Source organism: Psychrobacter sp. FME5 (assembly GCF_014861375.1).
GTDB lineage: Bacteria > Pseudomonadota > Gammaproteobacteria > Pseudomonadales > Moraxellaceae > Psychrobacter.
On the sequence record NZ_RRYX01000049.1, the window covers coordinates 1 to 20890 of the forward strand.

Here is a 20890-nt window from a genome sequence, read left to right on the forward strand (position 1 = left end):
AGTGCGATTCATCTGGTCTCTTGCGTGGTTTGGCTTAATTGATGACACGCCCTAGTTTTTCAACTTTAAGACAGTTGTTGCCGTTACGTATAGTAGTAACATTTTCTAAAGGTTTGTCATCTTGTAGCTCTAACCATTTAACAAACTGCTGAAATTCGCTGAGTGCTTCAGGCTCTTTCTTGATTAAATCAGTACGATACACATTGACCCAACGGTTTAAGCGATTTAGAGTTTCTTGCTGCTGCTCATAACGCTCTAATGTTTCCAATGCTTGCGGGCTGAGCTCATCACGATACTCTTTATAAGAATCATATAACAATTTACCTTTGGCATCCAAAACAACCGTCGGATTCTCTGCTTGGGTGATAAGTTGCTGCTCTAATTCTGGTAACTCCACCTTTCTTAGTGCCGTATAGCCATAATCTTTACCAAAGGTAACTGCTGGTCTAATAGGATCGCTATATTGACGAATATCAATTGTCGATAGCTGTACTTGTGCTTCATTGGCTTTTTTACAGTACAAATCCACCTTTTTTGGGTCTTCAGCAATCGCTAAGTTGACATGGAATTTATTGGCATTGCCATTCATCCGGTTAGGAGCTAAAGCGATATTGTCAACTTTGTTACTATAAGTGACGCTCAACCAGCAGCTTGCCGCTTCTAGCGAGTTATTCGGCGTCGGTAGATCAAAAACATTACCCCAGTTACCACGTGCCTCAGGATAAATAATCCCTTTTTGCGCCACAGGGTCATACCCGCCTAGGATGGTGAAAACCGGCACACCTGGTAAGCGCGCTTTTAAGTAATTACCATCGGCACTGTTATACCAAACATTACCAGACCTCGGTACTTTAGGCTGGAACACTTCCATTTTTCTGAGTTCAGCATTCCATTTTTTATAGCCCGTCGGTGAATCAGCGTCGAATACTGCCCGATCAAATGCTGGCTGTATTTTTATCTTGGTACTGTAGCCGGTGTAATGGGTGTAGTCTGAATAAGCGCCACTCTGTGAGCCGCCAGACATCGCGTCGCGGCCATAGCCATAGGTGGCCAAGAAAAGAGGTTTGCCACTGAGGCCATCACCTTCAACTTGTCGTGGCCAGTCTAAATTGCCACGCATTTTATTTCTTAGGCTGTTATAACCCCAGCCACTATCGGCATGATGCTCGGCCCAGAAATGATCATCGCCTACTGCACCAGGATAATGACCTAAGCCATAGTGATGGCCGATTTCGTGACTAAACTCATTACCCACAGAATCGATAATAGTCAGCATACCATTACCACCACTTAAGCCGTGGTTAGCTTGGCCATTGGCATATTTACCGCGTGCATGATGCGCGTTGACGTTTTGAGTCAGCTGTGGCTGCTCCTGGCTGTGTAGCGATGCGCTAGTCACGCCCCAATTGGCCAAGTTCATACCGACACCAAAGGTCGCTTTTGCGGTGTTTTCACGCATATCGCCATCATAAACGCCACCGTTCGAGTTACTCACCGAATCATAGATGGTGCCATTGCCTACCATCACTCGATCAAGCTTCATGTCGTCATATACAGCAACGGTCATTTGTGCCGCTGGAATGGTTTGGAAGTAATCTGAACCCGCTCTTTCTGGGTCGCGTAACATGTAATGACCCCAAGATTGAGGTGCATCCGTTAGCATACCCAGACGAATATTAGTCAATACCAACTCGCCTGGTGCGGCAAAGTCTATTTTATCTTCTAACAATTCACCGCTACGCTTCTGCTCATCCACAATGCGGATTTTAAGACCACCCTCTACCTCATTCCATTTGAGTTTGGTCGACCATGCGCGATTACTGTAAGAGACACGAGGGCGTTGATCGGTATTGGTCTGATCGGTGGCTGGTATTTGAGTCGGATCAGCTAAGTTGACGCTGCGTAATAAAGCTCCATCTTTATAGATTTCTGCCACGAGCTTAGTAACGTCACCCATCTCAGGAGTAGGCGTCACTAATAACAGCGCTTCTTTTTCTGCCGTCAGGCGCGGCATGTTTTTTGCTTCGTTGCCTTGTGGGTCAACGGTATGGTTCTGGCCAAACTGAATCATAGCTTGGAAAGTACCCACTAGGTCTGGACGGATGTCTCGAATCGCTCCTGCTCTGCCCGCGTGGTCAAAGAACCCTAATAAATACGCATCAGCGATATCTTTCTTTGGCTCTGGATATTTGAGCTGTGTACTCGGTCCAATTGACGTCGAAGGAATACTTGGTTTGCTTGGTCCGATTGGTGTCGAAGGAATACTTGGTGTGCTTGGCTCAATTGGTGTTGAAGGAATGCTCGGTTTGCTCGGCTCAATTGGTGTCGAAGGAATGCTTGGTTTGCTCGGCTCAATTGGCGTAGCAGGAATGCTTGGTGTACTAGGCTCAATTGGCGTCGAGGGAATGCTCGGTTTGCTTGGTCCGATTGGTGTCGAGGGAATGCTCGGTTTGCTTGGTCCGATTGGTGTTGAAGGAATACTTGGTTTGCTTGGTCCAATTGGCGTAGCTGGGATACTTGTCGCTGGTGGCTTTACTGTAGGGGGCTCAACTGAGTCAACTGGAGGTTGCACTGCTGGTGGCGTGCTATCATCGTCTCCTCCACAGGCAGAAAGCATGATAGAAACAATGGCAATGCTTAATGCCTTTAATGGAAGTGCTGTTATAATTTTCAATTTAGACCCTCACTAATATAGTGTGGAGCAATATAACAGCTATGTTAATATTATGTACGATATTTGTGTTTTTTATAACAATAAATTTATTTTGTGTACTTATGATAAACTATTTGTTATGCGTTAGAGTTTAATTAATCTCTAACGCCTTAGTGCGCTTTTGGGTTATCTGCCTCAGTAATGATAGCGTCTTTGTTATTTACTCTATGGTGATTTGCATGAGAGTCATCACCGATATCTTGAGGAATAATGATTTCATTGTTGCGATCATCGCACTCTATGTCGCTGTCTTTATCGTAAGTCATGGGATCAAAGCGCGGTGTGTGGCTATCTGTCTCTAAATGGTTTTTAGACAAATGACTGGGTGTCGCTAAACCAGACTTTCTAAAAAATTTTGATTTACCATGTTTGCCAAAACCCAATTTTTCATCGTCTGATTTTTTACGTGGCTCGCTATTGGCAAAAATGGTATTCAATGGGATATTTAATTGCTCTTTAGCGTAGGCTTCCGTATTTTCAAACCGATTAATCAATAAACTGAGCCAAGGTTTTTGGTCTTCGGGATTCATCTCATCAAGTTCATCCTTAATCGGTAGAGGATAGGGTAGGGTGCGATAAAAATCCCATAAGGTCATATTGCCTAAGTCTTTTTTGAGGACATAATCATCATTTTCAGTCATAGTAATGAGGTTGCTGTCTTGTAGGTAATTAATATAGGTATACCACTTCGGCAGCTCTTTGCGGCCCAATACACTACGCAGTGCTGGTTCGCTGACAGCCTCACCTTTTAGATGATGGGTGTACAGTAGGTTTAGCATGTCTAATAAGCTGAGTAATGGGTGGCGAGGATAGACCTCTTCAGTTTCAAAAATAGTGAGGGTATAGCTAATTTCAACGCCCAATAGAATAAGATTCCATGATAAATAAATCCATAATAAAAATATGGGCAGCGCGGCAAAAGCCCCGTAAATAGCTTCATAACTGGTAAAGTTGGCCATTACCGTACCAAACAGATGCTTCATCAGCTCAAATACAATGGCGACAAATAATCCAGCGATCGCAGCATTTTTTACGGGTACGCGTGCTTTAGGGATAAACCAATACATGCCAATAAATCCAGCGACGGTGATACCAATCGATACTGCTTGTACCCAAAAAGACCAATCAATACCGTAGCCTGCGATTTGTTGATTTAAAAAGCTTAAGCTTTGTACCGCACTGGAGGCGATGAATGCTGTACCTAACACCAGTGGCCCTAAAGTAACGATAGTCCAGTAGCGCAGCATGCTTTTGATGCCACCTGAGCGATCTTCTACTCGCCAGATTTGGTTAAAAGCACGCTCAATGGTCGTCAAGGTCATAATGGTGGTAAAAAACAACACCATCGCACCAATGATGGTTAGGTTAGACGATTTTTCAGCGAAGTTATTGATGTACTCACTGACTTGCAGACTAGATTGTGGCAGCAAATTATTATAGATTACCTCATAAATCTGTGCCCTGACAGAAGCGAGTGCTGGTACTGATGAAAGGATCATCAGTAGTACGGTCAATATAGGAACAATCGATAGCATGGTGGTGTAGGTTAGCGAGGCGGCTTTTTGTTGGCAATTGTCTTCCAAAAAGTGCCTAGCTAAGAATCGTAAAAACTGAAACCAGCGTTGTTGTAAAAACGGGATTTTTTTAGATAGATTTTCCATATTGACCATTTAGCAGGTATTAGAGTGACAGTAGTGTAACAAAAATATGCCGTTATCATCTGCCATTTAATTGTGTCGAATTGCATAGCGATATCGCTTACAGAGTGTTAGTCGCTATAATATATATAGCGCGGCAGTTTGCATGTCAGTGAACGACTCGGGCATAATGTGCCCATATATCTACGCTGCTAGCTAATTGTCAGATACAGGTAGTGTCTTGAAGTTTATGGCATCGTCAAAGACTCAAAGACATAGAGGTTGCTGCAGAAAACTATGTTAATAATTTTATGAGGAAGTTTTGCTAATGAGTCAGACCGCCCCTTATGTTTTGGTGCTCTATTATTCAAATTATGGTACGACAAAAACATTAGCCTATGCTATCGCTCAAGGAATTGAAGATGCTGGCATGACAGCTCGTATTCGTACGGTGCCGACGGTAGCGCCCGAAACCACCGCGAGTAAGCCAAGTATCCCTGATGAAGGCGACTTATATTGCACCATGGATGATTTAAAAGACTGTCTAGGTTTAGCACTTGGTAGTCCGACGCACTTTGGCAACATGGCTGCACCTATGAAGTATTTTTGGGACAATACAGTCACATTGTGGCTGGCCGGTAATTTACAAAATAAACCCGCCGCTGTATTTACTGCCACCGGTTCGATGCATGGTGGACAAGAGACGACGCTACTAACGATGATGATGCCACTATTGCACCACGGCATGATGATTGTGGGTGTGCCATATGCTGAGCCCGCACTCAATCGTACCAGTCGTGGTGGATCGCCTTATGGGGCAAGCCACGTCAGCGGTGCTGCACATGATCAGGCGGTGTCTGCTGATGAGCGTGAACTGGCCATTGCTCAAGGGCGTCGCTTAGCCATTAGTGCCAAAGCGTTAGTCCAAGCAAATTGGCGCTAAGCAGTTTTATTGATAAGGAAAGATAGCTCTCTCATGCCAAATACTTCTGATCGTTCCGATCAAACACCTGCTACCAACACTGGCAAACTCGTTAAACCCAGTAAGCCTATCGCGCCCATCCGCCAGCGTTTAATGGTCACTTGGTTGGTCTGGCTGGCTTTTAGATTAATAGCTCTGCCTATTTTAATAAACATTTTTAATGCTAGCAGCCCAGATATAGTGGGCGGCATCGCTTGGCAAGCGCTATGGTTGGTACCAGCGTTTGTCTTAACGCCGTCGATATTACGTGGACGTTCGCCCTATGCGCTATTGATAGGCAGTATGTTTACCTTGGTTTATTTGGGTGCGAGTGGTGTGGTACTGTTTACCCGTGCTTATGGCAGTAGTTGGGCTGAGATAGTGGTTTATCTGCTGGACTTCCTTCTATTGTTTGCCATCAATGTCTGGTTGTTTGTTTTATTGAAGCGTCTGCCGTCGATGAATAACGTCGTCAAACAACCGCGTTCACGTTAGCGGTTTCATTCACTACTCATAAATAATATTAAAATAAAAAAGCGGCGCTCTAATTAGAGCGCCGCTTTTTATCATGAAATGCATTTTTAGATATCCTGCTTTTTACAGACAGGTCTATTAATTAAGCTTAGTTAATTCTAGATCCATTTTTTTGCCATCATTAATTTGGCTGACTTTAACGGGTAAGTAATCTAAGCTTGGTGCCAGCCAAAAACTGGTAGAGCGGCTGTTGTCATCATGGATACGGTCGACACGCACGGTATCAAATGTTCCTGCTGGTACGGTAATTTTAGTATTACCCGATTTTTTAAAGGGTGTTTTCTCAATTTTGTCTTTTTTCGCCATGTAGTAATTACCAGAGAATTTACCATTCAATAAATCTTGGCGAATTTGTACTTCTAAACTCAAGTCATCAAAGGCTTGTTGCGCCATATTCATGGTAGTCGATTTGCCTTTATAGTTACTCACGACTTTTTTGCTACTCGGGTTAAAGCCCAGTTTATGGGTTCGACCGATACCCAATAGTTTATAAGTGGTACTGGCTTGGGTTGGGCTAACATTATTACCATCTAGGGTAAAGGTGCTGTTTTGTGACGCCGTTGCGACACCTGCCACTCGTGCATTGACATTATATTTCCAGGTATTACCTGATTTGTTTAAGGTACGCGTGGCAATACCTTTATATTTATCTTCGACGGTAAAGCTATAGTTGGCGCTTGAAGGTTCAATGTTTTTTGCGCTGGCAAGGGTAGGTGCGGTCATACTCAAAGCTCCGATAGCAGCAATGCTGGCGCCAGTGGTTAAAGCGGTTAGAAATTTAGATTTATAAGGCTTGGTGTTATTAGAGTCAGCACGGACTGATTTTTGCTTCATTGATAAAAAACTCATGGATATTCCTTAAACAATTTAGATAAATAGCTTACCAGTATATAAATAGCCTATAAGATAATTTTGAATGGTAGTAACGATTGTTTTATAAGTGTTGTTATGGTCTCACAGACTATAATGGTTATACAATGTTACATTTTCAAGAGGAGAGCCATACGCTGACGTGTGGCTCTTGTAGCTGATGTTACTGAACGAGATACCGCTATTACTCTGAGTAACTTGCTGTAAATTGAGTAAAAAACAGCGAGTAAAATAGCTGATATGTAGAGTCAATAGCGCTATTTCTTATATAGTCTTATGATGGATTGTATACGCGCATTAATGGCTCTATTTTTGGACCTTGTAGGCAATCTCGTCTCGCTTACAGATAAACATGCTATCAATTGAAAAATTCTTGTAAATTTTTGGGCTTTACACTTGAAGCGTACTGTCCATGCCCCCACTTTTTGAAACAAGCTCGACGCTTATCTTTATTACAAGGTTTCTAGAAAACAGCTTTTAAAAGATAAGTATTGAGACAATCAAACTAAATAAATTTTTCATTTAAACAATTAACTTATTGGAGACATATTGATGAATATTCGTCCTTTACATGATCGTATTGTTGTCCGCCGCATAGAAGAAGAAACAAAAACGGCTGGTGGTATCTTGCTTCCTGGTTCTGCGCAAGAAAAGCCTTCACAAGGTGAAGTGCTCGCAACTGGTAACGGTCAGATTCGTGACAACGGTGAAACTCGCGCGTTAGATGTAAAAGCTGGCGACAAAGTTTTGTTCGGTCAATATGCTGGTCAAACCGTGAAAGTTGACGGCGAAGAGCTACTTATTATGAAAGAAGCTGATGTATTGGGTGTGCTAGAAGGCTAGTCCTTTTTGAGTGTTTCTATACTCAGCATATTTATAACAATACTAAATCAACTCATTCAATTGCATTCTCATACTTATAATAGTGGAGTAATTTAACATGGCAAAAGACGTAAAATTCGGCATTGATGCCCGTAAACAAATGATGGACGGCGTAAACGTTCTAGCAAACGCGGTAAAAGTAACGTTAGGCCCTAAAGGTCGTAACGTGGTAATTGATAAATCTTTTGGCGCGCCAACCATCACTAAAGATGGTGTTTCGGTTGCCAAAGAAATCGAACTTGAAAACAAGTTTGAAAACATGGGCGCGCAATTGGTTCGTGAAGTTGCTAGCCGCACCAACGATGTTGCTGGTGATGGTACAACCACAGCGACCGTATTGGCGCAATCAATCTTGCAAGAAGGCATGAAATCAGTTGCTGCTGGCATGAACCCGATGGATCTAAAACGCGGCATCGATAAAGCCGTTCGTGCAGCGGTTGAGCAAATCCATGAATTATCGACCCCAGCGGACGATTCAAAAGCAATCGCTCAAGTAGGTTCTATCTCTGCCAACTCAGACACCAAAATCGGTGAGCTGATTGCCCAAGCGATGCAAAAAGTCGGTAAGCAAGGTGTGATTACCGTGGAAGAAGGTTCAAGCTTTGAAGATACCTTAGAAGTTGTAGAAGGTATGCAGTTTGACCGTGGTTATATCAGCCCTTACTTTGCTAATAAGCAAGACAGCTTAACCGCTGAATTTGAAAACCCATATATCTTATTGGTTGACAAAAAAATCAGCAATATCCGTGAAATCGTGCCACTGCTTGAGCAAGTGATGCAGCAGAGCAAGCCATTGCTAATCATTGCTGAAGACGTCGAAAACGAAGCGTTGGCGACATTGGTTGTCAACAATATGCGTGGCGGCTTAAAAACTTGTGCGGTAAAAGCACCAGGTTTTGGCGATCGTCGTAAAGCGATGCTAGAAGATATTGCGACGCTAACGGGTGGCACGGTTATCTCTGAAGAGATTGGCCTAAGCTTAGAAAATGCGACCCTTGAGCAGCTTGGTACCGCTAAGAAAGTCACTGTTGGTAAAGAAAACACCGTAATCGTTGATGGCGCTGGCAACACCGCTGATATCGAAAACCGTGTTGAATCTATCAAACGTCAAGTTGAAGAATCAACGTCTGACTACGATAAAGAAAAGCTTCAAGAGCGTATGGCGAAACTGGCTGGCGGCGTTGCCGTTATCAAAGTTGGCGCGGCGACTGAAACTGAAATGAAAGAGAAAAAAGATCGTGTTGATGATGCGCTACATGCGACTCGTGCAGCGGTCGAAGAAGGCGTTGTGCCTGGTGGTGGTGTTGCGCTAGTTCGTGCGATGAATGCATTGTCTGAGCTACGTGGTGATAACGACGACCAAAACGCCGGTATCAATATCTTACGTCGCGCGATGGAAGCACCACTGCGTCAAATCGTGACCAACTCAGGCGAAGAAGCGTCAGTTGTGGTTAACGAAGTGAAGAGTGGTAGCGGCAACTATGGTTACAACGCGGCTTCTGGCGAATACGGCGATATGCTTGACATGGGTATTCTTGACCCAGCAAAAGTAGCTCGTTCAGCGCTAGAAAACGCGGCATCTGTAGCCGGCCTCATGCTTACTACTGAAGTCATGATTACTGATTTACCGCAAAGTGATGACGGTATGGCTGCTATGGGCGGCGGTGCTGGTGGAATGGGCGGTATGGGTGGAATGGGCGGCATGATGTAGTTTATGCCTCGACTGAATTTGTACGATGTTGTTGACCTCGTTCGATGTACGTGATGTACAATCTTTACTCGGTCGCCTAATCGTACTGCTTTAGTCAAACCATAAATGCTTGTTAAACCTAGTTTAAATAAAACCCCGATAGGCTTTGGCTTATCGGGGTTTTTTATGCAAATTAGATCTATCTTTTAAAAACTATAGTCAGGGAGAAGCAATATCGCTACATCACGTATGCAGGTACCGTTTTTTCTTGGTTGCTGTGCCTACGCAGACAGAGGCTGCAAAAAAACTATACCCGCAGTATCGTAGCGTTTTTAAAGTATTTTAACTATACTGATTCGCTTCATCGCGTCTAAACGTCCACGTTTTATCATCAGACGCCTCCGCACAATAATAATATCCTGCCAAATCAAACTTCTTAAGCTGCTCTGCCTTGGTCAGCTTATTATCAGCGGCATATTTCACCATCAGTCCACGTGCTTTTTTGGCATAAAAGCTAATTACTTTATACGTGCCATTTTTTTCATCTTCAAACCGTGGCGTGATAATTTCTGCATGTAGCGCCTTTTTCTTTACAGATTTAAAATACTCGTTAGAAGCTAAATTTACCAGTACTTTATCATCGCTATCAGCCATAGCCATGCGCGAATTGATAGTATTGGTTACTTCTTCACCCCAAAATTCATATAGATTATCCCCACGCTCATTTTTGAGCTTGGTGCCCATCTCAAGTCGATACGGCTGTATTAAATCGAGCGGTTTGAGCACACCATACAGCCCTGACAGAATCCCCAAATGCTCATTGACGTAAATAGCCGTGTCCTTATCCATGCCATACATATCAAGACCTGTATAGACATCGCCATCAAACAAATAACCCGCAGCTTTGGCGGTATTACCAGAAGCATCGTCCGTGAAGGGTTCATTATCACTCCAAGCCCAGTCTTGATTACGCTTGGCATTGAGCTGGGCTAAATCATCAGAAATGCTCATGAGCTCTTGTAAGTCAATCGGTTCTTTCGATTTCAAGTTTTTCATCAGGGTTTGCGAGTGTTCAATCAGCTCAGGCTGACTATAGTAGTTACCTAGATTTACAGGGATAGCCTCTGTCTCATTTAGAGATTTGGCAGGGGAGAGTAAAAAATACATCGTTATTCCTTATTATAATGAATCAATAACTATCACTATATAGTGTCCAACCTGCTTATTATAGGTCATCTACAAGTTTACCTTGACTTAGTGATAACCGTTTTGTAATTTCAATTATTAGCATATAAATATGTCAATATTGTAAATTTTGCGTGTATATTTATATGCTAGCAGCTTACAGGAATTAAATGAGTTATGAAAAACAAAAGTTTTTAATATAACAATAAAAGTTATGGGGATGGTGTAAGTACCCAACTTTTTATTTTACTTGTGGGTCATCATTAGGCAATGAAAGTTAGCGGATGATATCTTTATAATAAAAAGGCGTGATGGCAAAGTCGCTATCATTTATTAATTTGATAATCTTTGGTCTTAAATCCTGAACCAACAGAGACCAAAGGTTTTTTTGTCCCCTGTACTTTTTAGATGTGAGTTGAGGGTGTTAAAAAGTAGTCATAAGCATAGTCATTAGACGTAAGGAGACGGTATGAAGATCGGTGTTATTAGTGCAGATAGCGCAAATGAAAGTCGGGTCGCGCTCACCCCAGACGCAGTAAAGAAGCTACGCAAACTTGGGTTTGAAGTCGTTATTCAGTCAGGTGCCGGTCAAGCCGCCTATTATGCTGATGAATTGTATCAAGCGGCTGGAGCTGACATTGCCAATAGCAGCGCTGACGTCATCACCCAGTCGCAAATTATTACCACCGTCAATGATCTGCCTGCGGAAGTCACTAATCATTTAACGTCTGGGCAAATTGTTATTGGCATGCTCGACCCGTATCGTAATACTCAGCTTGATAGCTATGCGGCCAAAGGTGCCACCGCCTTTGCCATGGAGCTGTTGCCGCGCACCTTATCACGGGCGCAGAATATGGATGTCTTATCCTCACAAGCCAACCTTGCCGGTTACAAAGCGGTATTGCTCGCCGCCAATGAATACTCGCGTCCGTTTCCCATGTTTATGACCTCAGCGGGAACCGTTAAGCCTGCCAAAGTGGTCATCTTAGGCGTTGGTGTGGCAGGTCTACAAGCCATTGCCACCGCCAAACGTTTAGGTGCCGTCGTTGAAGCCAGCGACTTACGTCCGACCGCACGCGAGCAAGTAGAGTCATTAGGGGGTAAATGGCTTGATGTGCCGATGAGTGCCGAGGAAGCTGAGACCGCTAAGTCTACTGGCGGCTATGCGTGGACGCCATCAGAACAATATGTCAAAGACCAAGCCGCTGTCGTCGACAAAGCCTTAACCAATGCTGATATCGTCATCACCACGGCACAAATCCCTGGTCGCCAAGCGCCACGATTAGTACATAAAACCACGCTAGATAAAATGAAAGCAGGTTCGGTGCTGATTGATATGGCTGCTGGTACCGGCGGCAACGTCGAAGGCAGCGTCCCTGACGAGACCATCACCACCGGCAACGGTGTACGTATCGTCGGAGCAGCCAACATTTCATCCATGCTGGCGGCACAGTCCTCAGACTTATATGCCAACAACCTGGTCAATTTTATCACCACCTTAATGGCGCCTGCCGCGACAGACGATGCCTCAGCAACTCAACTGGCACTCAACCTAGACATGGAAGATGAGATTCAGGGTGCATTAGCCGTGACCCATGACAATCAAGTACGTCTGGCTAAACGCTAAGCTAAGCCTTACCCTTTATATTTTAAGCTTTGAGTCTCAACGATTTCATTGTCATACATTCGGCAGACACGAAACAATTTTTAGGAGGATAAGATGATTGCCACTATTTTAGCGGCAGCACCCATTGGTGCCGCCATGAGTAGCACCCCATTTGTCGCGATTTTTACCGTATTTGTACTTGCTATTTTTGTGGGATATTACGTCGTTTGGGGCGTGACCCCAGCATTACATACGCCATTGATGGCGGTGACCAATGCCTTATCGAGTATTGTCATCGTCGGGGCGATGCTCCAAACCGTTAACATTGATGGGTCAGTATTTACCCCAACCAGTTTGCTAGGTGCCTTTGCGGTATTTTTAGCCAGTATCAATATCTTTGGTGGTTTTGCGGTGACCGAGCGCATGCTAGCGATGTTTAAACCAAAACCGAAAAAAGCACCTACACTTGAAACTGGAACGACTGAGAATGGAGGCGACGCATGAGTGATTTAACCAACATGATTTCTGCCAATGCCGATTGGTTCTACTTAATTGGTGCCATCCTTTTTGTTTTGACCTTACGGGGTTTATCTAGTCCGAAAACGGCGATTCGCGGTAACCGCTTGGGTATGGTTGCCATGGCGATTGCCGTCGCCACGACATTCTTCTTAGCCGAAGGTCCGGTATTGTGGTTGATTATTGGGGCCATGATATTAGGTGCTATTGTCGGCATGTGGAAGGCAAAAACTGTTGCCATGACTCAAATGCCAGAAACCGTCGCCTTGATGCATTCATTCGTTGGTTTGGCAGCCGTAGCGATTGCCTTGGCAACCGTACTGCATACGGAGCAACAGCATGGCACAGTGGCCCGTGTCGAATTGTTTATCGGTTGCTTTATCGGTGCGATTACTTTCTCAGCGTCGGTTTTTGCCTTTGGTAAATTGGCGGCGAAGAGCTGGGCCAAGACCTTGGTTGGTGGCTGGGTAAAACCTGTACAAGCAATACTTTTCATTGCGATGATTGGTTTTGGTGGGGTCTATTTCGTCACTGATTCATTACCCGCGTTTTATGCTATGGCCGTGATTGCGGTCATCTTTGGCTGGATGTGGATTGCCCCAATCGGTGGCGGTGATATGCCAGTCGTTGTATCGCTATTGAACTCATTCTCAGGGTGGGCGGCAGCAGGGATTGGTTTTACCCTCGGCAACTCGATGCTGATTATCGCCGGTTCGCTGGTCGGTTCATCAGGGGCGATTTTATCTTACATCATGTGTAAAGCCATGAACCGCTCATTACTCAACGTCTTGTTTGGTGGCATGGGTACGTCAGCCGTCGCCGCAGGCGCAGATGATGGCGCACCAAAGAACTACAAAGCAGGGTCAGCAGAAGATGCTGGGTTCTTGATGTCCAATGCCAGCAACGTGGTGATTGTACCGGGTTATGGTATGGCGCAAGGCCGCGCACAAAATGCGGTCAAAGAGCTGTATGAGCTGTTAAAAGAAGAAGGCGTCAATGTACGCTTTGCCATTCATCCGGTTGCTGGTCGTATGCCAGGACATATGAACGTCCTATTGGCCGAGGCCGATGTGCCTTACGATGATATTCTTGAGATGGATGAAATCAACTCCGACTTTGCCAGTACTGACGTGGTGTTGGTTATCGGGGCAAACGATGTGGTCAACCCCTCTGCGAAAGATGATCCGTCGTCGCCAATCTTTGGAATGCCTATTCTAGAGGCCAGCAAAGCCCAAACGGTGATGGTGATTAAGCGCTCGATGAACACGGGTTATGCAGGTTTGGATAATAGCTTGTTCTATATGGACAAAACCATGATGATCTTTGGCGATGCCAAGAAGATGGTTGAAGAGATGGTTCGTAGTATTAATGGTGCTCATTAATCTTTAAAATGAACTTTGCCGTTATTCTATGAATAATAAGCGTTAAGTAAAAAGTCTTTGTGTAAAAAGTCACTGCGGTGGCTTTTTTTGCGTTACAGTATGCCGCTTTTAGGGGCTTGGTATCAGAATTTGTAGTATCCATATTTTCTATACAATCACTAATTATAAATAAGACTAAACAAGAGAGTCCTTTATGAATATGTTGATACGTTTTTTTATTATGGTTTATTTGCTAAAGCAGCAACTTAAAAAACAATCAGTAAGCGAGCCTTTGAGTATTGATACTTTGATGGCACCGATTGTCCGTTACTACCGTGTATTGCCACATGACATGGGTTTTCGCGATCATCTGCCCAACTATCGCTACTTATCTTTTATAGAATTAAACATCACTAATTGGCTCATGGCATGCAGTCATCAAAAAGGTATTAAAAACTTAGGCTGGATTATCGCTATGCAAGAGATGGTCTACCTCAAAGAAATTAAGTTTCTGGATAAAATGACCGTAAATAGCACGCTTGTTGGCTGGGATAATAAATACGTCTATTTTGAAACGCGTTTCTTTGTCAAAAACCAATTAATGGGTGTGGGTATGACTAAGTTTGTTTTGACTGATAAAAAAGGTAAGTGTTTGCCAGCAATTTTGGACATGACAGGAGAGCAATTAAATGAGGTTATTAATTCGTGGAACAAGCATCAAGTAGCGGTTAAATCGGCTTAGTCATCAGTGACAGCATAACGAACTTGGCTATAATCATTTGATAAACTTTGATAGGATGGGGCTGAACTATTTTATAATACTATTTTACGAAAATAATTAAAAATTTAGGAGCCACTATGATCCCGCAAAAGTTAAAATGGACAGACAGCTTAGATATCGCCATTGAGCTGTATGAAAAATTTCCAGAAACCGATCCACAGTATATACGCTTTACCGATTTGCACCGCTGGGTGACCGAGCTTGAAGGCTTTGATGATGATCCTCAAAAGTCAAACGAAGGCATTCTAGAAGCGATTCAAATGAATTGGATTGATGAGGCGGACTAGCTTTATCTTCCTGTTACCTTTAGGGGTTGTATAGAACACACCTGTCAGTTCCACAGCTGATTTCTATACAGCCCTTAATAACAACCATAAACTCAAATAAAAACAGGAAAACCGCTCATGACAGCACAAATTAAAGAGCTAACAGAAGCGCAAGCTTTTAAAGGTATCAGCGTTCGCACTACTAATAACGCAGAAATTAGCCACGATACCGCTAAGCTAGGTCGATTATGGCAAAAGTTTTATCAAAATCACGTCAGCCATCTTGCTGAGGGTGAAGATATTTATGGGGTTTACCATAACTATGAAAGCGAGGATTTAGTCGGTGCCTTCGATGTAGTCGCCAGTTGGAAGGTAGAGAACGAGCAAGCAGAAGGAGAGGGTGTGAACCTCCTTAGTGCTGAGAGTATTCTTAGTGCCGCTCATGATAGCGATGTCGTAACAGTCACTATTCCTGCTGGTAAGTATATGGTGTTTTCTGAAGAAGGTAGAATGCCTAATACCGTGATGAATGCGTGGGAAAAGGCATGGGAATATTTCCATGATCGAAACTGTGAGCACGTACGAACTTACAACGTCGATTTTGAGCATTATATCGGTGGAAATCTAGAGTACGGTCAAGTTGATCTGTATGTTGGTATTGAATAATATAAACAACTGCTAAACGCTAAATCATAAAAAGCGCCATCTGATACAGAATTGGCGCTTTTTGCTTTTATTGATGATAATTAATCCAACAACAACCCTTCCAAAATTTTCTCATAAATCTGCGCCAATCTTCCCAAGTCATCTATTTCTACTTTTTCATCGACCTGATGAATCGTCGCATTACGCACGCCCAACTCAACCACTTGCGCACCTGTCGGAGCGATAAAGCGTCCGTCCGACGTCCCACCTGAGGTGGATAAAGTGGTTTCTGTACCCGTGACAGATTTAATCGCACGCTGGCATGCCGAGACCAATTTACCTTTTGCGGTCAGAAATGGCTGACCTGATAGTTTCCAATGAATATCGTATTTAGCTGTGCTGTTTTCAAAATGCCTATCAAAAATAGCATGAGTCTTTTCTTTTAATTCATCTTCGGTAGTTTCAGTCGAAAAGCGGAAGTTAAATATGACTTCTAAAGTTTCGGGAATGACATTGGTCGCGCCAGTGCCACTATTTATATTTGAAATTTGCAAAGAAGTCGCAGGGAAGTAATCATTGCCAGTATCCCAAGTAGCGTCTGTCAATTCTGCTAATGCTGACATGGCGGCATGGATAGGGTTACTTGCCAAATGTGGGTAGGCGACATGACCTTGTTTACCACTGACGGTCAACACTGCACCCAATGAACCACGGCGGCCATTTTTAATAACATCGCCAAGTGTATCGGTACTTGATGGCTCACCAACGAGGCAATAGGTGATTTTTTCTTGACGCGCTTCTAATGCTTTTATTACTTTGACCGTACCATTAATTGATGGGCCTTCTTCATCGGCGGTAATCAAAAAGGCAATCGAGCCATTATGCTTAGGGTAATTGCTCACAAAACGCTCAGCCGCGATAGTAAAGGCGGCAATCCCCGTTTTCATATCAGCGGCACCGCGCGCCCACAGATAACCATCTGCAATAGTCGGGGTAAATGGCGGATAGGTCCAATTGTTTACGTCGCCTGTTGGCACCACATCGGTATGTCCCGCGAAGCAAATCACTGGATTGCCTTTTCCACGCCGCGCCCATAGGTTTTTGACTTCAGTATGTTCGCCTTTTGCTTGTTTATCACCAAAATACATAAACTCACAGGCAAATCCTGCCTGCTCTAATCGTTTTGATAATATATCTTGGCAACCATCGTCATCTGGAGTGACTGAAGGGCGTTCGAGTAGGGCGATACTTAAGTCTAAGGTTTGTTGTTGATAGGTCGCCTGTTGACGAGCCGTTGTTTGATTATCCGTCTCAGACATGAGTAAGCCTTTTATATGATAAATTGCAACGATAAATGCGCGTGAATAGGAGGGGTTTTGGTATCAAGTGGGTTCGTTGATAAAGGGTATAAGACCATCACGGCGCATCCAAGTGGCGATAGAGTAACGTTGGCGATGGGCAATTTGTACTTGATGTTGTAGGTCGCTATCAAATATTATCAGTCGATTGGCCACAGGCATCACATTATGATGAATGCTATGTTTATCGACGATTTCTAATGCGCCGCCATCATTGGCTGACCAATCATCATTGAGATAAAATACCGCCGAGATAACCCGCTCATCACGCCCAGCAGGATTGTCACTATGCCACTGATAACCAAAACCATTGGGGTAGCAGGCATAATGCGCCTCACTATAGCGAATACCGGCGAACAAACTGCGATTAAATAAAGCCGCAAGCGCATTAATACTTTGCAAATAATAATAGCCAGCAAAGAAATTTTCGGTAATCCAGCGGATTTTATCACCACGAATATCGCTGACGCGAATTCCTGCCGCTAGCTGTGCATCACGGTAATCAATAAAACCGCTTTCTGCTTGTAAGGCTAATAATGCATTACTTTCGAACACATCGTCAATAATTAACCAACCATCATTGACCAATTTATCCAGCTGCTTATCGGTCAGCCTGTCTTGCCACTGTATCTCAAAGTCAGATGGCTGCAATTCATGTTGGGTTGGTGGCTTTTGGCTAACATCGTCATCATGCGGAAACAGTAAGGGAGGGTTATCTTTACCTATCGGATTATCGACCACCAACTTTGTCACATCAAGATTGCTAATAATCTTCGTCATTTCGTCTCGCCGTTGTCAATCGCTTATCAATACACAGCCAATCAATACCTTTTTACCAAAACCATCGTTATCTTTTCTTCTGCCTATGCTACCATAGATGCAATTTTTCTTATTTAAAATTTTGAGATTATGAACTATAAACACGCCTACCACGCTGGTAACTTTGCTGATGTGGTTAAACACATTTTATTGGTACAACTGCTCAATCAATTGGGGCAAAAAAACAAACCTTTTTATGTGCTTGACGCTTATGGCGGCCGTGGACTGTATTCACTGAGCAGTGAAGAGTCGCGCAAAACGGGCGAGGCCAAAGGTGGTATTCAAGCTTTGCTAAATGCAGATATGGATAAAGCCCCTGCCGCTATCAAAGAGTATATAGAAGGTATCAAGCAAGCGCGCTTTACCTATGATAGCAAAGTCTACCCTGGCTCTCCTTGGTGGATTGCCCATCATATAGAGAATAGCTTGGTCAAACAGCCAGACGCTGGCGTACGCGGTGAAGCGTTTGAAGCCAAAGCCAGCGAATATGATGCGTTAAATTATCAGCTGCATAAATTGCCGATTGGTATTCACCATCGTGACGCCTTTGAAGGTATTACTGCGGTCATTCCGCCCAAAGAAAAGCGCGGTCTGATTTTTCTTGATCCTCCTTATGAGCAAGAGCATAAAGACTTTACCCGTTTGATCGACCTGTTAGTCGCTTCTTATAATAAATGGCCGCAAGGTACTTATGCGCTTTGGTTTCCAATCAAGAACATCGAAGCCGTTGAGCTATTTTATAAAAAGCTTAAGCGTACTGAAATGCGCCGCCAGCTGGTTTGTGAGCTAAATATTTATCCAAACGATGTGGCCGTTGGTCTTAACGGCACGGGTTTATTGGTTATCAATCCACCTTGGCAGTTTGACAATCATGCGCGTGAGATACTACGTTTCTTACAGCCTGCGCTAAAAGTAGCTGATGCTCCAGACTTAACGCCTGATAGCGCGACCAATGTGCGCTGGCTAGTCGGCGAATAATTATGTCGACAAATAAGGATAGTGAGATGACTAATATACAACCACCCAACAGCCAGTCAAACCATCAATCAAATGAGCCTCTAAACGATGAAGCGTTACAAGACAGTGCTTCAACTCAGCCACCTTTCGTTGATGACCATGAGTTTAGTATTCGCTTAGCCGATAACAAGGGCTATGATGGTTTGACTTTTGAGGTGATTGAGGCAGAGGTTGCCGAAGGCAAACGGGTGGTCAGTCGCGGTGTCTATTTAGCGCCCAACTTGATTACCACGTTATCATTACTGTCAGGTTTTTATTCGATTTTAGCCAGTACCCAAGGTGAATTTTATAAGGCTTCTTTAGCCATTTTCTTATCTGCCATTCTTGACGGCGCAGATGGACGGGTTGCCCGTATGCTCAATGCGCAAAGCCCATTTGGTGAGCAGTATGATTCTTTAGCAGATATGTTAGCGTTTGGTATTGCTCCTGCTATTTTGATTTATAGTTTTGCGCTAGAGCCGTTAGGACGTATTGGTCTTGGCTGTGCATTTGTCTTTACCGCTTGCGGTGCTTTCCGCTTAGCACGATTTAATGTACAGATTGGTGAAGTAGACAAAAAGTATTTCGTCGGTTTGGCCAGTCCGCTCGCGGCTATTTTGGTTACTTCTGCTGTTATGGTCGCGGTCGATTACAATCAATGGATTGGACAATACGATACGGCGGTTATGTTTTTATTCGCCGCTTGGGTAGTCATCTGTGGTTTGCTGATGGTCAGTAATGTTAAATACTATAGCTTTAAAGAGTTTGATAAAAAGAAAGTACCTTTCGTGGTGCTTATCATTGGCGTTTTAGTGATGAGTATCGTACTTTATGACATACCTGTCGGTATTTTAGCGATTGGTATTATCTACGCTTTATCAGGTATCGTCACAACCTTAAAAGCCAAATCTGAAAAATAATTTTAATAACTGTTTTATAGTGCATGTTCATTCAATAAACGTATACAAACCGCTTATTCCTTAATAGGCGGTTTTTTTGTGCACAATAGATTGTTGGGTAAGTAATAATGTGTTTGCTAAAGGGAAGTGATAAATTAGCGCAAATAAAAAAGCCGATATGGGCTTTGATTGAATATCCTATAAAGTGCTATGGTGTAAGGTGTCCATTCAACATGCTCTAGTATTTCTCTTAATCTACTTAATAGTCAAAGCTGAGGTTGTTATGTTGCATTTAAATAGTGTCAAAAACTTATTGCCTGTTTCAAGTGTTGCTATACGTCTGTCAAAGGGTTTAATCGCCAGCGTTTTACTTACCTTGCCTTTCGTTTCATTGTCCGTACAGGCTAGTAGTAACAACTCACCAAGTGTAATCTCTCGAGCAGAAGCGGCAAATCCAGCCAACTTTAAGTTTTTAAGTGTCAATGGCCGGGCAGTGACTCGCGCATCAGCGCCCTGTGCAATCGAAAAAGGACTTATTGCTTGTGGGCTTGAAAAATTATCTTTAATCAATGGTGGTATTAATGAGGTTGATGCAGATTACGACTTGGCGCAAACTTTCTTCTTTCCATCAAAAGCTCAGCCACGTACAGCCGTCGTTGTAATTACCCGTTCTGGTCTCATGGATGATAGCGTTAGTGCGGAGCGTTATCGTGTTAGCTTTAAATTAGAAAATGAGCCGTCTGGTTTAAGTTGGAATTGGGTTCAGTACGGTATACAATATCAGTGTGCCCGTGGTAGTAACGCAGGTAAGTGGACTAAAGATCTTTGTCCTTAATTAAAGGCTTTTTTACGAAGCAGTTTTAGTGGTTTTTAGAAATTATAAAATAAACTTCAATATTAGCTTGACCGCCTCTCAAACAAGCGTATAATGCCACCCAGTCGAAAGGGAAGCTAGTTTAGGAAGTGGATTACCACCTAGAAGAATTAGCGATTAGATTGAAGGTTCAGACTAACTACATAAGTAGCTAACCAGAAACTTCAAACTAAATAAAAAATACCACTTGACTTCGAAAATTAACCGTCTATAATACGCACCTCATTAGGGGAAACTGGAATACCTAATATGTAGATTACATATTAATAACTCAGCTAACTCATTGAAACAAATTAT

Annotated in this window: 18 protein-coding genes and 1 pseudogene; 13 read left to right on the top strand and 6 right to left on the bottom strand. The window is 43.3% G+C overall.

What is annotated here, in order from left to right; translation table 11 throughout:
* Window positions 1–52: 52 nt before the first annotated feature.
* Both EI161_RS08055 and EI161_RS08060 read right to left on the bottom strand, forming a co-directional pair.
* Window positions 53–2299: pseudogene (locus EI161_RS08055) on the bottom strand (M66 family metalloprotease); the annotation flags it as partial.
* A gap of 524 nt (window positions 2300–2823) precedes the next feature.
* Complete coding sequence (locus EI161_RS08060; RefSeq protein WP_192529375.1) at window positions 2824–4374, bottom strand: YihY/virulence factor BrkB family protein; 1551 nt, start codon at window positions 4372–4374, stop codon at window positions 2824–2826.
* A 304-nt stretch (window positions 4375–4678) separates the two neighbouring features.
* Between EI161_RS08060 and wrbA the strand changes: the two genes are divergently transcribed.
* Window positions 4679–5293, top strand: coding sequence for an NAD(P)H:quinone oxidoreductase (gene wrbA / locus EI161_RS08065; RefSeq protein ID WP_192524418.1), 615 nt, complete (start codon window positions 4679–4681; stop codon window positions 5291–5293).
* Between the two features lie 33 nt (window positions 5294–5326).
* Complete coding sequence (locus tag EI161_RS08070; RefSeq protein WP_225735294.1) at window positions 5327–5806, top strand: hypothetical protein; 480 nt, start codon at window positions 5327–5329, stop codon at window positions 5804–5806.
* A 117-nt stretch (window positions 5807–5923) separates the two neighbouring features.
* On the opposite strand, the gene EI161_RS08075 is transcribed toward EI161_RS08070, so the two are convergent.
* Entirely contained in the window at window positions 5924–6679 is a 756-nt protein-coding gene (locus EI161_RS08075; protein WP_413038497.1) for a DUF3108 domain-containing protein, read from the bottom strand.
* Between the two features lie 585 nt (window positions 6680–7264).
* Here EI161_RS08075 and EI161_RS08080 point away from each other — a divergent pair.
* Window positions 7265–7558: a co-chaperone GroES gene (locus EI161_RS08080; protein WP_192524420.1), complete on the top strand. Its 294-nt coding sequence runs from the start codon at window positions 7265–7267 to the stop codon at window positions 7556–7558.
* A gap of 97 nt (window positions 7559–7655) precedes the next feature.
* Window positions 7656–9308 carry a chaperonin GroEL gene (gene groL, locus EI161_RS08085; protein ID WP_192529377.1) on the top strand — a complete coding sequence of 551 codons (1653 nt, stop codon included), beginning with the start codon at window positions 7656–7658 and terminating at the stop codon, window positions 9306–9308.
* Window positions 9309–9629: 321 nt separating this feature from the next.
* Here the strand turns inward: groL and yaaA are convergent, their stop codons facing one another.
* Window positions 9630–10454 carry a peroxide stress protein YaaA gene (gene yaaA / locus EI161_RS08090; protein ID WP_192529378.1) on the bottom strand — a complete coding sequence of 275 codons (825 nt, stop codon included), beginning with the start codon at window positions 10452–10454 and terminating at the stop codon, window positions 9630–9632.
* A gap of 487 nt (window positions 10455–10941) precedes the next feature.
* On the opposite strand from yaaA, the gene EI161_RS08095 reads away from it, so the two are divergent.
* The 6 genes from EI161_RS08095 to EI161_RS08120 all read left to right on the top strand — a co-directional run bounded on the left by EI161_RS08095 (window position 10942) and on the right by EI161_RS08120 (window position 15668).
* The gene (locus EI161_RS08095) at window positions 10942–12099 is read left to right on the top strand and encodes an NAD(P) transhydrogenase subunit alpha (RefSeq protein WP_192529379.1); all 1158 of its coding nucleotides are present in this window, start codon (window positions 10942–10944) and stop codon (window positions 12097–12099) included.
* Window positions 12100–12234: 135 nt separating this feature from the next.
* Window positions 12235–12582 (top strand): proton-translocating transhydrogenase family protein, encoded by a 348-nt coding sequence (locus tag EI161_RS08100; RefSeq protein WP_225735296.1) that lies wholly within the window; start codon window positions 12235–12237, stop codon window positions 12580–12582.
* A gap of 14 nt (window positions 12583–12596) precedes the next feature.
* Window positions 12597–13976 carry an NAD(P)(+) transhydrogenase (Re/Si-specific) subunit beta gene (locus EI161_RS08105; protein WP_192529389.1) on the top strand — a complete coding sequence of 460 codons (1380 nt, stop codon included), beginning with the start codon at window positions 12597–12599 and terminating at the stop codon, window positions 13974–13976.
* Between the two features lie 193 nt (window positions 13977–14169).
* Window positions 14170–14697 (top strand): acyl-CoA thioesterase, encoded by a 528-nt coding sequence (locus EI161_RS08110; RefSeq protein WP_192529381.1) that lies wholly within the window; start codon window positions 14170–14172, stop codon window positions 14695–14697.
* A gap of 116 nt (window positions 14698–14813) precedes the next feature.
* Window positions 14814–15023 (top strand): Fe-S cluster assembly protein IscX, encoded by a 210-nt coding sequence (gene iscX / locus EI161_RS08115; protein WP_010196865.1) that lies wholly within the window; start codon window positions 14814–14816, stop codon window positions 15021–15023.
* A gap of 117 nt (window positions 15024–15140) precedes the next feature.
* Complete coding sequence (locus tag EI161_RS08120) at window positions 15141–15668, top strand: GyrI-like domain-containing protein (protein ID WP_192529382.1); 528 nt, start codon at window positions 15141–15143, stop codon at window positions 15666–15668.
* Window positions 15669–15748: 80 nt separating this feature from the next.
* Here EI161_RS08120 and dapE read toward each other — a convergent pair whose 3' ends face one another.
* Both dapE and EI161_RS08130 read right to left on the bottom strand, forming a co-directional pair.
* Window positions 15749–16966: a succinyl-diaminopimelate desuccinylase gene (dapE, locus tag EI161_RS08125; protein ID WP_192529383.1), complete on the bottom strand. Its 1218-nt coding sequence runs from the start codon at window positions 16964–16966 to the stop codon at window positions 15749–15751.
* Window positions 16967–17029: 63 nt separating this feature from the next.
* The gene (locus EI161_RS08130; RefSeq protein ID WP_192529384.1) at window positions 17030–17785 is read right to left on the bottom strand and encodes a 2OG-Fe(II) oxygenase; all 756 of its coding nucleotides are present in this window, start codon (window positions 17783–17785) and stop codon (window positions 17030–17032) included.
* A gap of 129 nt (window positions 17786–17914) precedes the next feature.
* Here EI161_RS08130 and EI161_RS08135 point away from each other — a divergent pair, with 129 nt between their 5' ends.
* From EI161_RS08135 to EI161_RS08145, 3 genes are all read left to right on the top strand, one after another.
* Complete coding sequence (locus EI161_RS08135) at window positions 17915–18802, top strand: 23S rRNA (adenine(2030)-N(6))-methyltransferase RlmJ (RefSeq protein WP_192529385.1); 888 nt, start codon at window positions 17915–17917, stop codon at window positions 18800–18802.
* Window positions 18803–18828: 26 nt separating this feature from the next.
* Window positions 18829–19740: a CDP-diacylglycerol--serine O-phosphatidyltransferase gene (gene pssA, locus EI161_RS08140; RefSeq protein WP_413038496.1), complete on the top strand. Its 912-nt coding sequence runs from the start codon at window positions 18829–18831 to the stop codon at window positions 19738–19740.
* 262 nt (window positions 19741–20002) lie between these two features.
* Window positions 20003–20554 carry a hypothetical protein gene (locus EI161_RS08145; RefSeq protein WP_225735295.1) on the top strand — a complete coding sequence of 184 codons (552 nt, stop codon included), beginning with the start codon at window positions 20003–20005 and terminating at the stop codon, window positions 20552–20554.
* The last annotated feature ends 336 nt before the right edge of the window (window positions 20555–20890 follow it).